This is a genomic window from Caballeronia sp. ATUFL_F2_KS9A (assembly GCF_023630765.1).
GTDB classification, from domain to species: domain Bacteria; phylum Pseudomonadota; class Gammaproteobacteria; order Burkholderiales; family Burkholderiaceae; genus Caballeronia; species Caballeronia zhejiangensis.
In genome coordinates this window covers 125,278-139,272 of sequence record NZ_JALQEK010000022.1, presented here as the reverse complement: position 1 = coordinate 139,272, position 13,995 = coordinate 125,278, and the positions used below count along the sequence as shown (strand labels likewise).

General features: G+C 59.4%; 16 protein-coding genes and 1 tRNA gene. 6 read left to right on the top strand and 11 right to left on the bottom strand.

What is annotated here, in order from left to right; all coding sequences use genetic code 11:
- Positions 1–597: 597 nt before the first annotated feature.
- Both traJ and NCS67_RS32015 read right to left on the bottom strand, forming a co-directional pair.
- A complete protein-coding gene (traJ, locus tag NCS67_RS13395; RefSeq protein ID WP_502801056.1) occupies positions 598–981 on the bottom strand; it encodes a conjugal transfer transcriptional regulator TraJ in 384 nt (127 codons plus the stop codon).
- A gap of 313 nt (positions 982–1,294) precedes the next feature.
- The gene (locus NCS67_RS32015; RefSeq protein WP_206539448.1) at positions 1,295–1,525 is read right to left on the bottom strand and encodes a TraK family protein; all 231 of its coding nucleotides are present in this window, start codon (positions 1,523–1,525) and stop codon (positions 1,295–1,297) included.
- Positions 1,526–1,635: 110 nt separating this feature from the next.
- Between NCS67_RS32015 and NCS67_RS13385 the strand changes: the two genes are divergently transcribed.
- Positions 1,636–2,526 carry a hypothetical protein gene (locus NCS67_RS13385; protein ID WP_250435389.1) on the top strand — a complete coding sequence of 297 codons (891 nt, stop codon included), beginning with the start codon at positions 1,636–1,638 and terminating at the stop codon, positions 2,524–2,526.
- 277 nt (positions 2,527–2,803) lie between these two features.
- Here the strand turns inward: NCS67_RS13385 and NCS67_RS13380 are convergent, their stop codons facing one another.
- From NCS67_RS13380 to NCS67_RS13355, 6 genes are all read right to left on the bottom strand, one after another.
- Positions 2,804–3,580, bottom strand: a complete 777-nt coding sequence (locus tag NCS67_RS13380) for a replication initiator protein A (RefSeq protein ID WP_250435388.1) — start codon at positions 3,578–3,580, stop codon at positions 2,804–2,806.
- Between the two features lie 693 nt (positions 3,581–4,273).
- Positions 4,274–4,349 (bottom strand) — tRNA-Ala (locus NCS67_RS13375).
- Between the two features lie 67 nt (positions 4,350–4,416).
- Positions 4,417–4,761 (bottom strand): c-type cytochrome, encoded by a 345-nt coding sequence (locus NCS67_RS13370; protein WP_175979692.1) that lies wholly within the window; start codon positions 4,759–4,761, stop codon positions 4,417–4,419.
- On the bottom strand, positions 4,758–5,558 hold the full coding sequence (locus NCS67_RS13365) for a BON domain-containing protein (RefSeq protein WP_008352287.1): 801 nt from the start codon (positions 5,556–5,558) through the stop codon (positions 4,758–4,760). Before NCS67_RS13365 ends, NCS67_RS13370 begins: the two co-directional genes overlap by 4 nt.
- 23 nt (positions 5,559–5,581) lie before the next feature.
- Complete coding sequence (locus tag NCS67_RS13360; RefSeq protein ID WP_250435387.1) at positions 5,582–6,169, bottom strand: phosphoheptose isomerase; 588 nt, start codon at positions 6,167–6,169, stop codon at positions 5,582–5,584.
- A gap of 102 nt (positions 6,170–6,271) precedes the next feature.
- Complete coding sequence (locus NCS67_RS13355; RefSeq protein ID WP_250435386.1) at positions 6,272–6,706, bottom strand: YraN family protein; 435 nt, start codon at positions 6,704–6,706, stop codon at positions 6,272–6,274.
- Here NCS67_RS13355 and rsmI point away from each other — a divergent pair.
- On the top strand, positions 6,705–7,586 hold the full coding sequence (rsmI, locus tag NCS67_RS13350; RefSeq protein WP_175979689.1) for a 16S rRNA (cytidine(1402)-2'-O)-methyltransferase: 882 nt from the start codon (positions 6,705–6,707) through the stop codon (positions 7,584–7,586). The genes NCS67_RS13355 and rsmI overlap by 2 nt on opposite strands.
- 53 nt (positions 7,587–7,639) lie before the next feature.
- Here rsmI and NCS67_RS13345 read toward each other — a convergent pair whose 3' ends face one another.
- Complete coding sequence (locus tag NCS67_RS13345) at positions 7,640–8,248, bottom strand: septal ring lytic transglycosylase RlpA family protein (RefSeq protein WP_033536464.1); 609 nt, start codon at positions 8,246–8,248, stop codon at positions 7,640–7,642.
- A gap of 665 nt (positions 8,249–8,913) precedes the next feature.
- On the opposite strand from NCS67_RS13345, the gene NCS67_RS13340 reads away from it, so the two are divergent.
- The 3 genes from NCS67_RS13340 to NCS67_RS13330 all read left to right on the top strand — a co-directional run bounded on the left by NCS67_RS13340 (position 8,914) and on the right by NCS67_RS13330 (position 10,757).
- The gene (locus tag NCS67_RS13340) at positions 8,914–9,570 is read left to right on the top strand and encodes an MBL fold metallo-hydrolase (protein ID WP_250435385.1); all 657 of its coding nucleotides are present in this window, start codon (positions 8,914–8,916) and stop codon (positions 9,568–9,570) included.
- On the top strand, positions 9,567–10,193 hold the full coding sequence (locus NCS67_RS13335) for a 3'-5' exonuclease family protein (protein ID WP_175979687.1): 627 nt from the start codon (positions 9,567–9,569) through the stop codon (positions 10,191–10,193). The genes NCS67_RS13340 and NCS67_RS13335 overlap by 4 nt, the downstream gene beginning before the upstream one ends.
- A 105-nt stretch (positions 10,194–10,298) precedes the next feature.
- Positions 10,299–10,757, top strand: a complete 459-nt coding sequence (locus NCS67_RS13330) for an Lrp/AsnC family transcriptional regulator (protein ID WP_008352298.1) — start codon at positions 10,299–10,301, stop codon at positions 10,755–10,757.
- A 503-nt stretch (positions 10,758–11,260) separates the two neighbouring features.
- On the opposite strand, the gene NCS67_RS13325 is transcribed toward NCS67_RS13330, so the two are convergent.
- Complete coding sequence (locus tag NCS67_RS13325; protein ID WP_008352299.1) at positions 11,261–11,563, bottom strand: H-NS histone family protein; 303 nt, start codon at positions 11,561–11,563, stop codon at positions 11,261–11,263.
- 369 nt (positions 11,564–11,932) lie between these two features.
- Entirely contained in the window at positions 11,933–12,604 is a 672-nt protein-coding gene (locus tag NCS67_RS13320; RefSeq protein WP_250435384.1) for a HugZ family pyridoxamine 5'-phosphate oxidase, read from the bottom strand.
- 156 nt (positions 12,605–12,760) lie between these two features.
- Here NCS67_RS13320 and NCS67_RS13315 point away from each other — a divergent pair, with 156 nt between their 5' ends.
- On the top strand, positions 12,761–13,984 hold the full coding sequence (locus NCS67_RS13315; RefSeq protein ID WP_250435383.1) for an MFS transporter: 1,224 nt from the start codon (positions 12,761–12,763) through the stop codon (positions 13,982–13,984).
- Positions 13,985–13,995: the final 11 nt, after the last annotated feature.

Genomic DNA, 13,995 nt, shown 5'->3' with positions numbered 1-13,995 from the left:
GAGCCAACTCACGCGGCAACCGCAATAGAATCGAAGCCTTCTGTCGAACCACCAGCACCTCGAAATCAACTCCCTGGATTTCGACGTGCAACACCTCGTCATCAAACAGCTCGTAGTACGTCTTCCACGCCGTTGTACATCCGCCCTCGCTCTGCTCAACTATCCTATCTCCGCTCATTTCTCCTCCCTTACCACGTATTCACCACGGAACTCATCTGCCGCATGGTCTTCGTCGGCGATTATCCACACCTGTCCGCGTCGTCACAAAAGCTCGACATGTCCTCGTTCAGGAGCGAAATATAGCCGCTAAATTCGCCTAGCGCGCCAGCTTCGGGCGATAACGGCAACCGTACATTCGGAACACCGGACCGTTCCCGGCGAACAGGCGGGAGCACTGGACTGAAAATTTAGCGGCTAAATCGTGACGGTCCTTTGAAGACACTGTCGGAGCCGAAGAGCCAAGCGCTCTTATTTTGCAGTCCGCGAATGGCAACAACTTCAGGCGACCGAAATAGCCGGCGCTGATCGCTTTCATTGGAAGCGGTTATTAGTATCCACTCATTCCAAAAGCATGACGGATGACGACCGAAGATGGGGCTACCGGGCAGTCGGTTTTTTAACGAGATCCAGCATTGCTATTTGCATCGTAACAATCCGTTCGAGCACGCCATGAATAACCCTGCGCATTTGCTCAGGATCCTGCGAGCTGAGTTTTTGACTATTTGTCAGCCACAGCTTTAACAAGCCACCAAGCCGCCCTTGATCTCCATTAATTTTGGCGAGCTTTAACACTAGCTCTGCATCGATGACTCCCTTGATGCGGTAGCCCATTCCGACGTTACGCAGGTACATCGAGACACTCATTCCTGCCTTACGCGCGTTCTCTTCAATGCTCGCCTTCTCTTCCGGCAAGCACCACACTTTGATTGGCGTAGAACCTTTTCGGGTGGCCTTAACTTCGTTATCCATTCTGGCGTTCATTCGGTATGCGCCCTGTGGTCGGGCCGTCGTCACCACGAGGTGACCACTCGTCTCAGCACGATTTCCGTTGAGCGCGGAGCGCGAATAAGGAAAAGTGAAGAAGGTCCGCCCGCTTGCGGGTGGGCCTACTTCACCTATCTTGCCCGGAAAATTCGCAGTACGTTTCAGCGACAGTCGTGGAGAAAATCAAGATAAAACCGATCAACGCCATGATCATTGCAGCGTTGCTCGCAAATTGAACGCTTTCTTCGCGACTGAACGACAATTACACGGTGCTTGTTCGACAATTCCGCAAATTTGTCTTGATCGTTGATCACGTTCTTCGCAGAACCAACTCATTCACGTATCGACGAAAGGCTTGATAACCAAAGGAGATCACACCATCGGCCTTCAGCGACTTATATATCGCCAAGATCGACCAGCCTTGGCTAAGTGCAACTTGCACCTCGTTCCGCACAGAAAGAAACGTTGCACGATTGGCTGGGCCCGGTGAACGGCCAGGTTCCGCCAGAACCATGGCGGCGATTCTCTCCGACAGACTCATTTCATCCACTTTCGTCTTCCGATCAGATTTTGGATCTTCGATTCTGACTTTTCAAAACACACAATTCGCGGTAAAAATACGAACAATTTTTGACACATTGCGATCAATCAATGGATATCGGTACCGGAATCTCGTCTCCAGCAGAGCTACTGAAACGACGGCGCATTCGAACAATAGTGGTGATGCACGAGTTGATGGCACGTGTCGGAGCAGTAAACGCAAATCAATTCGCGAAATGGTTTGATTCGTCGACCGAAGGTTGGTCGCGAACGACGGGCCCGGAATCAGTATCCGATCTGGCAACGCAGGTTGCAGAGACTCAGGATTCGAAGAAGTGGTATCGGATTGTGAGCGGTGCCCAACCACTGTCTGAGCGGTCGCTGTCGAACCTCCAGCATTTGTTTCCCGACGCTCGACGGATCTTTTCTGACGGCCCAGAACGTCTTTTTGAGGCGTTATGGGGCGAGATAGATTCCCTCTGGTCGATATGTCGCGTAGAAGTACATGCGTACGAATTCCCAGACCCGAAACGACCTGTCGATGCCTCTGCTTTTAACCCAGACGATCTCGAAATATTCGCCGATGCCGGCCTTTCGTTTGAAGAATCCCTGGATAATTTCGAGTGTTCACTTCTTTTACATAAACAGTTTGGCCAAGGGCTAACACTCAATTTCCTGTCTGAAGCGATAGCGTTCCACCGCATTTATGGCGCGATAAGTAGGCTTTGCAGAGTAGATGGTGTTGGAGCGTATCGATGTGTCCGGATGTGCCTTAACGATCAAGCGATCGCGACGCAGCTTGAAAAATTCAATTTTCACCGCGCCACGATGAATGTCTACGAAAGCATATCGAACGAGCTATTCACTGCAGAGGTGCGCCGTTTACAGAACGACTTGGAATATAGGAAGTCCGTCGGCGCTGAAGACTTCGCCGAATATGCACGCAATCCAGAATCTCTCTGCTCGGCTGATGCACGTGCGGAGTTGCTGCGCATCGCTTGAGCGACTCGCGGTGCATCCACGTGGCGCAGTTATCCACCGATTGATAAGACAATGCACGTTAAAGGTTTTAATAGTTAACAAACCGCGCGCGCGCGTTACGCCCTGCTCCACCATCGCGAGAACCCCGCCCTGCCGAGCGTCGCGATAACTGTCGGTGGTTGATACCACGTAGGGCCGGTGGGCGAAAACACGTACCTATCCACAGGTTTTGGTGTGCGAAACCACGTGCCCGAGCATTGGCCATTCGAGGGCGGTGGGTGAAAACACGTTATGAAAACTAGGCACCAGCTGATAGGTTCGGTCCGGGCAGACTCTGTAAGAGCCTTGCCGTATTCCTCGTGTAGAAAGTGACAATGTCTTTCTCGCCGAGGAGAATTTTGTAATCGGGAAGTTTGTCCGCACTTGCGATGGCACGCACCATTCGGCGAAACTCCTTCAGCGTCGCCTTGCTTCCTGCCTTCTGACGAAGAAGCTCCAGCCCGATCCGCGCTAGTGCCTGATGCCCGCAATGCTTGCGCGCCAGTTCGTATAAACGCCGTTCCAACGGTTTCCTCAATCGAAAATATGCGTCGTTAAGAGTGAAGACCTCGAACGCGCATAAGGCGCGGTAGAGCCACGTAGACAGCTCCACCTCCACAAAACCCGATCGTGAAGGGCCTTCTTCGTTCGTTACCATCGTATAGCGCTGGATAAGGTTAAACCCCTCGTCGATCCGAATTCCGCCGGTACAGACGTTGGTCGTTAGAATCGTCCCGTGTAGCCTTTCGAGCGATGATCTAAGTGCGTTGTACTCTGCACCGCTCACGCCACGTCCAGTCGCAATTAGATAGTCATATGCCCTGAATCGTACCGTTCTGGTATTCGTCTCAGGTAGACCGCGGTCTACGCCCGCGACGAGCTGGGAAGCGACGAAGATGAGTACGTCCTTGTCATGCAGCGTGGCGCGCCCGAGCAGGCTCGACTTGACCGTAATTCGTCTCATCCCATCTTGACTCTCCCATTTCGAGATCGATATATCGGGCTTGGTCGACAGTGAGAATATCGGCAATTCCATGCTTGCTGCGTCACACTTGAAAGCGTAGTCATGTAGATACGCAGGAAAGAAATCTGCCGTGACTCGATTCGCGTCGACGAGTGGTCCGGCCTTCATCGCGCGACTCTTGCTGGAGTACGGTTTCAAAGCTTGGCCGCACCAACTCGAACATTCTCAGCGGATTTGCCCCCGCGCTGCCTGGCGATCTGCTCCGCTTTGGTAGGTCGGCCGCGTCGCTTCAGAGAAGCTACTGCCGCATGACTTGCGACCGTAACCTCAGACGCGACGTGCTCAAGCAGCCACTGCTCGACGTCTTCTATACGCCAAAGCAATCGCTTAGTACCGGGTAGTCGACATATGGGAGGAAGCGCTTGAGGGTTGCGCGAAGCGTCACTCCGAATGCTCGCGACGGACTTATGCAGGTAGATGGATAGCTGATCGACGGTGAGAAGCGCTTGCATGGCTTGGACCTTGTAGCGCCATGCACGACTTCGCACATGACGGCGGTGGTTTGCTAATGCATGCAAGCTTCCCGTCTACGTCCATGCCGGTCCCGGTAATTCACGCGGATTTTTTTTACACATGTAGCTCGACGGCTCGGGCAACACTTCATCGCCACAAATCCGCCACACCAAGTGTGCAAAAACCTGCTTCACAACGCAAAACAACGCACTACATCGCAAGACGTAGTGCGTTGTTTCTAAAGCAATTTCGTGGTGGAGAGGAGGAGGATCGAACTCCCGACCTTCGCATTGCGAACGCGACGCTCTCCCAGCTGAGCTACCCCCCCAACGAATCAAAATTGTACCACAGCAAAATCGCCGTCAGGCAAGCCTTCAGACGACTTCAATCAACGCTCACTTCTGCGGCGCCCCCGCCAGAATCCAAGACACGACCGTCTTGATATCCGCGTCGTTCATCTTCGGGTGCGAAGGCATCGGAATCGAGCCCCACACCCCCGCGCCGCCGTTCTTCACCTTCTTTTCAAGCATCGTGCTCGCCTGCGGATCGCCCTTGTACTTCTCGGCGACCTGTTGAAACGACGGCCCCACAAGCTTGCGATCGATCGCATGACAACCCATGCACGCGTTGCTGCGCGCGATCGCCATCGCATTCGCGGATGAACCCGTCTGCTCCGCAGCAGACACACCAAAAGACGCGGCAACGATCACCGCGCCGACAATCAAACGCATCATGTTCATTTCACCGTCGAAGCCGGATTGGCATTCCCCGGACGCACATCCGAGTTCTTCACGGGCGCGGGCGATTGCGTATCGAGCGGACGCGACGTCACGCCCGAATCAGGCACCGTGCCAACCGTCGCCTCAGCCGGCGCGCTTGCCGCCGGCGCCACGCTCGTCCCCGACGCGGCCGCCGCTTCCAGCGCTTGCGCCTCTTCAGGCTTGATGTACTGGAACACCTTCACGACCTGCTCGACGCCCGGCACGCGCGCGGCGACATCCGCGCCATGCGCGCCTTCGTCCGGCGTGACGAGCCCCATCAGATAAACGACACTGCGCTCGCACACCACCTTGTAGTCGTTCGCGTGCAAGTCCTTCTCGCCGACCATCGCAGTCTTCACGCGTCCTTCAAGGTAGGAATCGTTCGCGCGCGATGAGTACGAACTCGCGCCCTGCACCGACAGCTCGTTGACGATGCTGCCGACGTTATTGATGTCGCGCACCACCGCCTCGGCCTTCGCCTTCGAAGCGTCGTCCGGCACTTCGCCCGTCAGCAACACGCGCCGGTTGAACACGGTCACGTTGACATGCGACGTATCGGGCACGTTCTCGTTGATCCGCGAAAGCGCCTTCACCTGAATCTCGCGATCTTCGGTCTGCGCGCCGAGCGTGCGGCGATCCGTGGCGATCAACGTGCCGCCGGCCGCCGCGCCGACGACCGCGAGCGCGCAGCCCTGCAACGTCAATGCAACTCCCGACAACATGCCCACCATCAGCGTGGCCTGGGCCAGCGTCGCCTTGACGCGTGTCTTGTTCATCAACTCCGTTCCCCCTTTCAGTTTCAGTCGTCGCCGAGCAGCATCGCATCGATGCCGTCGCACAGACAATGAATGGTCAGCAGATGGACTTCCTGGATGCGCGCCGTTCGTTCGGCCGGCACGCAGATATGAATATCGGTTTCGGCGAGCACGTCGGACATCGCGCCGCCGCCCTTGCCCGACAACGCGATCACGATCATCTCGCGCTCGTGCGCTTCCTGAATCGCAGCAAGCACGTTCACCGAGTTGCCCGACGTGCTGATCGCAAGCAACACGTCGCCCGATTGGCCGAGCGCGCGGACCTGGTTCGAGAAGATCTGCTCGAACGCATAGTCGTTGCCGATGGCCGTGATTATCGACGTGTCCGTGGTCAGCGCAATCGCCGGCAAGCCCGGACGCTCGCGTTCGAAGCGGCCGATGAGTTGCGCGGCGAAGCGCTGCGCATCGGCAGCCGAGCCGCCATTGCCGCACACGAGAATCTTGTTGCCGTTCGCGAGCGCGCCAAAAAGCGTATCGACGGCGGCCGCGATCGGAACCGCCAGCGCGTCGAGTGCTTCGAGTTGAAGTGCCGCGCTGTCGCGGAATTGCTGTTGAATGCGTTCGACTGACATCGACTCTCGATCATCGGCCGCGACATGCGCGGTGTGTGGCTTGAACGCTCAAGGCGTCGGTTGTTGCGCAGTTTACCGCATGCATCATGCGATGAACCGCAGTCACGCCTCGTCGGCGCGAAACGCATCGGGCAGCCAATGGATGCGGCCCGCATCGAACGCGACGACGTCGAAACGGCACGCAGGCAACGCGCCGCGCCATGTCGTCAGGAAATGCTGCGCGGCATGTACGAGGCGCGCGCGCTTCTTCGCATCGACGCTTGCGACGGCATTCGCGTAACGCCTGCTTCTTCTCGCGCGGACTTCGACGAACACGAGCGCGCCGCGTTCATCGAGCATCACGAGATCGATCTCGCCGCCGCGACACGTCACGTTGCGCGCGACAAGACGCAGGCGCTGCCGCTGCAGGAACGCGAGCGCGTGCGACTCGAAAGCGTCGCCGAGCATTTTGGACACGGCTCCTCCGTAAAAGTTGTCGGCGGGCCACCGAATCGCGCATGGCAAAATGACGACCTTTCCTTCGACGCCCGCGCTCATGCTTCAGATCTCCGAACTCGCCGCTGGGCAGCACTATCCGACAGGCGCGCTGTATATCGTCGCAACGCCGATCGGCAACGCGGCGGACATCACCGTGCGCGCGCTCCACGTGCTCGGACTCGCGGATCGCATCGCCGCCGAAGACACGCGCAACACCGCGCAACTGCTCGCGCGCTATGGCATTTCGAAGCCGTCGATCGCCGTGCACGAGCACAACGAGCGCAGCGCCGCCGAACGCGTGATCGAGCATCTCAGGAACGGCGAGCGCATCGCGTGCGTATCCGACGCGGGCACGCCCGGTATCTCCGATCCCGGCGCGCGTCTCGTCGATGCCGTGCGCGAGGCCGGCCTGCCGGTCATCCCGCTGCCGGGCGCGAGCGCGCTCACGACCGCGTTGAGCGCGGCGGGCGCGTTCGTCGGCGGCTTCTCGTTCATCGGCTTCCTGCCGACGAAGGCGAAGCAACGTGCGTCGGAGCTGAAGAAACTCGCAAGTCTTCCGATGGCGCTGGTGTTCTACGAGGCGCCGCATCGCATCGTCGAAACCGTGCGCGCGCTCGGCGACGCGTTCGGCGGCGAACGGCAACTGCTGATCGCCCGTGAGCTGACGAAGTTACATGAGAGCCTGCATCGCTGCACCCTGGCCGAAGGGCCAACGTGGCTCGAAGCCGATGCGAATCGTCAACGCGGGGAATTCGTCCTGGTCGTCGAAGGCGCGCCCGAAGCGCACGACGCCGACGACGCCCACGACGCGCTGCTGTCGACGCTGCTGGAAGAGTTGTCGGTGAAAAGCGCGGCGCGCATCGCGGCGACATTGACGGGCGCGTCGCGCAATGCGCTGTATGAACGCGCGCTGAAGCTCGCCAAACGCGACGAGAAATAAAAACGGGCCGTTGCGATAACGGCCCGTCGGGTTCTGCGAAGCTGTCGGCGAGATCAGTTCACGCTGTCGTCGGCCAGCGCCTGAGCCTGCTCTTCGCGCGCCGCACGCGCTTCCTGCTGCGTGAGACCTTCGATCTTCACCTTCTGCGTGCCGGCGCCGCGCATGCCGAGCACCGCCGCCGCTGCATACGACAGATCGATCACGCGTCCGTGCACATAAGGGCCGCGATCGTTGATCTTCACGACGACGGTCTTGTGATTCGCTTCGTTCGTCACGCGCACCCACGACGCGAGCGGCAGCGTGCGATGCGCTGCGGTCATCGCGTTCATGTTGAATTTCTCGCCGCTCGCGGTCTTGCGACCGTGGAACATGCGTCCGTACCACGACGCCTTGCCCTTCTGCTCGAAGTTGCTGGCGTCGGGACCGGTCGTGATCGGCTCGGCGTCGGAAAGCGACTGCGCCGGTTGCGCCGGCTTCTCGGCGGGCAGCGCGGAAAGGTGCGAATCGAAGGCGAGCGGCGCCGTCGAGCGGGCACTGCTCGTGCTGAAGGAGTTTGTGTTCTGAGGATTGGATGCGACATCGCCCGAACCCGGCGCGGCGCAACCCGCCAGCACGCCAACTGCTAGCAGGCTCCCGACATGTCGAATAAATCGAGCATTCATAGACGTGTTTTCAACGATAAAGGAGCGGCCGCGCTGCGCTGGTCGGCGCGCGCAAGGCTGCTCGAGGCTTTGCCGTGCAAAGCAGAACGCCGCTCGCTGAAGCGAACGGTGAACTGTGCTCGGATGCGGCGCACTCGTGCCGCAAACGCCCGGTTATTGTTCACGTCTGGCGCAACCTGTCCCCGGCAGCCTGACCAGACCCCACAAGCCGCCATCGAACGTGGCATCACGTTCGTGCGCTGGTGAAGCCAAGTGAGCGCAGGAACGGCGGCGTAGGCCCCATCCGGCGTGACGGCGGCAAAGGCCATCTGACAGACGCGCGGCGTCTGGCCGGACAAGACGTGTGCACCTACTGGAGGTGCGTGAGTTGCAATTGCGAGGCTTTTGGCCCCCAACAGCGTACTGACAGCGATTGTAAAAACGCACTAGCGTTTTGGCATTCGCCCAATGACGGCATGGTTCGATCCATGCACAAGTAGTGCCATTATACAAAAAAACCGTGGTCCGGCTCATCGGACCCATCGAATTGTCATTGATTTTCGCTATGAGCGTAAGAATTGCCGCTTTTTTGAGCAACGCCGCAGCGGCGCGCGCTGCCGTCGGACCCGTGGTCGCACCGGTACAATGAACGTTTTTACAGGCCCGCGCGCATCGACGTCAGTCATATGAAAGTCATTCTCGTTCCCGTAACGCCCTTTCAGCAGAACTGTTCGATCGTGATCTGCGAAGCGACCCAGCGCGCCGCCATCGTCGATCCGGGTGGCGACATCGAACGCATCATCGCGGAAGTCGAACGCCAGGGCGTGACCGTCGACAAGATTCTTCTCACGCACGGCCATCTCGATCATTGCGGCGGCGCCAAGGCGCTCGCGGACCATTACGGTATACAAATAGAGGGACCGCATCGCGAAGATGCGTTCTGGATCGATCAGTTGCCCGCGCAGACTCAGCGCTTCGGTTTTTCGAACGCCGAAGCCTTCACGCCGGAACGCTGGCTCGACGACGGCGACGCCGTGCAGTTCGGCAACGAGTCGATGGAAGTCTATTTCTGCCCGGGCCACACGCCGGGTCACGTCGTATTTTTCAGTCGGGAGCACAATCTGGCGTTCGTCGGCGACGTCCTGTTCGCCGGTTCGATCGGCCGGACCGATTTCCCGCGCGGCAATCACGCGGAACTCATCCGCTCGATCCGCGAAAAGCTCTGGCCGCTCGGCGACGATGTCACCTTCGTTCCCGGACACGGCCCGGCATCGACGTTCGGCGAGGAACGGCGCAGCAATCCTTTCGTGCGCGACGGCGCGGCAACGGGTGCGACAGCGTGAACGCAATTCCCGAAATCTACGTCAGCACCGATGTCGAGGCCGATGGCCCGATTCCCGGACCGCATTCGATGCTGAGCTTCGCGTCCGCGGCCTACACCGCGGACAAGCAGCTCATCGGCACCTTCTCCGCGAATCTCGAAACGCTCGAGGGCGCGACGCCGCATCCGGTTCAGGCGGCTTGGTGGAAGACGCAGCCCGACGCGTGGGCCGCATGCCGCAAGGATCTGCAGAAGCCGGAAATCGCCTTGCCGGCCTATGTCGAATGGGTGGAAGCGCTGCCCGGCAAGCCCGTGTTCGTCGCGTATCCGGCGGGCTTCGACTTCACGCATATGTTCTGGTACATGATGCGCTTTGCCGAGCGCTGCCCGTTTTCGTGGTCGGCGCTCGACATCAAGACGCTCGCCTTCGCGATGACCGGCCTGCCGTATCGCAAGGCCATCAAGCCGCGTCTGCCGAAACACTGGTTCGACGAGCTGCCGCATACGCACGTCGCGCTGGACGACGCAATCGAGCAAGGCGCACTCTTTTGCAACATGCTGGCCGACCTGCGGATCTCGCAGGAGAAGCTGGCCAGGCTTGCGAAGGAATCCGGCGACGACACTGAAGGTAAAACCGCGCCCTGAGGCGGGGGAGTTAGGGAAACTCCCTCAGTGCGGGCGCGTTTGCATTGCGTTTCTTTTTCGACGCCTCTACTATGAGAGTCAAATCGCGACCGAACGGAGGCGCAGTTGACTCTCGATACATTCTCACAAAAAATCTTGCGTCTCCTGCAGCTGGACGCACGCCGCTCCGTTCAGGAAATCTCCGACCAGGTCGGCTTGTCGAGCACGCCGTGCTGGCGTCGCATCAAGGACATGGAGCAATCGGGCGTCATTCAGCGCTATACCGCGCTGCTCGATCGCGAAAAGCTCGGTCTGCATGTCTGCGCGCTCGCGCATATTCATTTGACACGGCATACGGAAGGCGGCGTCGAGCAATTCGAACGCGAAATCGCCACTTGCCCGGAAGTCACCGAGTGCTATAGCACGACCGGCGAATCCGATTACATCCTCAAGATCGTCGCGCCCGATATCAAGGCTTACGACGCGTTTCTCCACGATCGCATCTTCAAGATTCCTGCCGTCGCTCAGGTGCGAACGAGCGTTGTGCTCCGAGAGATCAAGTTCGACACGCAATTGCCGCTCTGACGGATTGCGTTTAGCGCCGCGTTTCTAATGCGCGCTTGGACCGTTGGTTCCAGCGCGCGGAATCGGTGCGTCCGTTGGAAGAGCCTTGTAATGCAATGGGCGAACGCGCATCCAATTCCCTTTCAGCCAGTCGATAAAAATCAAACTACCCAGCACGCCCGGCCTGATACGGCGAAATATCCTGATGGTTGGCGATCCCGGTTCGCTCGCGAGCCGGCATTGCGGCGCGAACCGTGAACAGCAATCCGCCGAGGAAATTAATGCCGAAATTCGACGGCAGAACCACGATGATCCGAGTTGCCGCAAGTCCGCTATCTGGCGCAATATTCCTTCAGGAGACGTCCCGGTTTTTCGGCCTGCGCGCTGTTGACGCAAGCGCGGTGTAATGTGTCTCCGGTCTTCGAACTTCGGCAAATGACGAAACACCGATCATCTGATCGCACAAATGAAAAAGCCGCGTCACGTAACGCGGCTCTTCGAATGCATCGTTTGATGCTTTGCAATTACTTGCCGATCAGAAAATTATCCCGATCCTGCCCGGCGATCCACTTCGGCGGCTTGCCGCGACCCGACCACGTGCTGCCACTTTCGGGATCGCGATATTTCGGCGCCACGCCCGAGCGGCTGCGCGCGGCCTTCGCGCCTTTTGCGCCACGGCCGCCAGCCAGTTCCTGAAGCGTGATGCCATAATCCGACATTTTCTGCTTGATCTCATTAAGCACTTCCGCGTATTCGCGCGACTTCGCTTCTTCAATCTGACGTTCGAGAGACTCGCGTTGTGCGAGGAGTTCCTTGTATGAAGGCATGGCAATTCCCTAAGTGGTTTGCTGACTTGCGAATCGGCGCGCTCGCTTTCAGTTATCAGTATAGCCTCGGACTGGCACGCAGATTAACACAGTTCCCAATAACGCGGCATGTGCGAATCGCCACTTATTAAAAGTTTAGCAATTTTCTTCGTAACAATTGCCGAAAGCTCAGAAGGTTCGCTTGTTCGCTCTTCGGACTTAAAAAGCTCTGCCAGTCGCGACGACGACTCGACGATGGCATCGGATGAAAACAAAGACAAACGAGTCAGTCGCAAAGTTTCATGAGATGGCAACTTGCCACGAAAAAGCCGCTCTGCAGCGCGTTCCATGCGGTTGAAATCGGGTCGCAACGTCTCGGATTTATCTCGTTCAAATATTACGTTGACGCTCAAAACAATCGATAACCGCGGCCTTCAAATCCTCGTTCGTCAGTTTCGGGTAATCGAATGTAAAACGATTGCGGATGTCGGCGAGCAGCAAATCGCAGCCGTACCGGTCTATCCCCAATAATCCGAGATTCTCCGGACGGCCGCTGTAAGCATCGAAATATTTGCATAACGACGATTCGTCGTCCGCCGAAAGCGGCGGCAGCGAATCCAGTTCTTCTCCGCCGAGCCATCCCATCGCGCCGAATCCGCCTATATAACGCATGCGCTCGAGCGACATCACCCAGAAGGAAAAATCGCCGAGTTCCAGATAGCGTGCCGCATCCGGGTGATACCGCAGATAGCGCCGCGCGAGCTCTTCGCGATCTTCGGGCGCGGCGGGCGCGAAACTGCCGAGCATCGTCAGGCGCTGGCCTTCCAGCACGCCGCCATCCGCCGCGTGGGAAACCAGAAACCCCGCGCGCGCATCGGCCTGAAGATTGCGCGTGTGCTCGGCGAGATGGCTGATGAGCACCATCGGCACATGGCGCTCGGTCGGCGCGAACGGCAGCGCCGTCGGATAGGGAAAGCCGCGCGGCTCGCGGGTAAGCGTGGCGAGCGTGCCTTCGGAGACGCGATGCAGCAGATGCAGCGGCGCTTGCGACGGGATGTTCATCCGGGCCTCGTGCGTGGGTGAATGGTCGGACGATGGTAATGCAGCAGGTCCGAGCGTGTCGCCTGGCCGTTCGATAGAATCGAAAGCCTTCGCGTTCGATGGCAACATGTCCGGTTGTCATCGCATCCCGCGCAACTTCAAAGAACGATTTCATTCGTGTCCGATTCGACCACTGCCTCCGCCGCCTGCGAATCCAATCCGACGCTCGCGCTACATCGCACTCTTCCGCATGCCACACGCGTACGCGCGCGCTACGCGACGATGGCCGTCTTCTTCATCGCGGGCATGATGTACGCCTCCTGGGGCGTGCACGTTCCCACCGTGCGCGATAAGTTCGCACTCAGTCCCGGCATGCTCTCGTTCGCGTTGCTGGCGGTCGCGGGCGGCTCGATCTTCGCGATGCTCACCGCCGGATCGTGGATCGCGCGCGCCGGCACGCGCACCGCGTGCATGGCGGGCGGCATCACGATGATGATCTGCGGCTCGCTGATCCTCGTGACGCCTTCTTACTGGATGCTGCTCGTCGTGCTCGCGATTTTCGGCTTCGGCATGGCGACGCTCGATGTCGCGATGAACGCCGAGGCCAGCGCGGTCGAGCAGGCTCTGGCGCAGCCGATCATGTCGTCGCTGCATGGCATGTTCAGCATCGGCGGGATGGCGGGCGCGGCCGCGGGCGGCGCATTGCTCGCGCACGGACTCGCGCCGGCGGCGCATCTCGCGCTCGCTTCCGGTGTGAGCCTGCTCGTACTGCTCGTATCGATGCCCGCCGTGCTGCCGCACGTTCCGCATCACGACGAGCACGCGAAGGCGTCGTCATCGAATCGCTGGCGCTCGGGCGCGCTGTGGGCGCTCGGCGGCCTCGCGCTCGTCGCGCTGATCGCGGAAGGCGCGATGTACGACTGGGCCACTGTATATATGCGCGATGTCGTCGAAGCCACGCCGTCGGTGTCGAGCGCCGCTTACGCCGCGTTCTCGGGCGGCATGGCGGCAGGCCGCTTCGGCGGCGACGCGGTGCGCGCGCGTTTCGGCGCGCCGCAACTGATCTTCGGCAGCGCGGGGCTTGCGTTCATCGGCATGGTGATGGCGCTCTTGCTGCCGAACACCATCGTCACGATGACCGGCTTCACGCTGATGGGCTTGGGCCTCGCGAACATGATGCCGGTGCTGTTCGCAGCAGCGGCGCGCGTCGAGGGCGTGACGCCCGCGGAAGGGCTCGCGCAGGTCGCGGGCCTCGCGTATTTCGGGCTGCTGCTCGGGCCGGTGTTGATCGGCGGCGTTGCACAGGTCAGCAATCTGCCGATCGGGCTGTGCGTCGTCGCGGCGTGCTGCTTCGTCATCACGCTCATCGGACCGCGCATTCTCAGGCGCTGGAAGATATGAAAAAGCGCGCG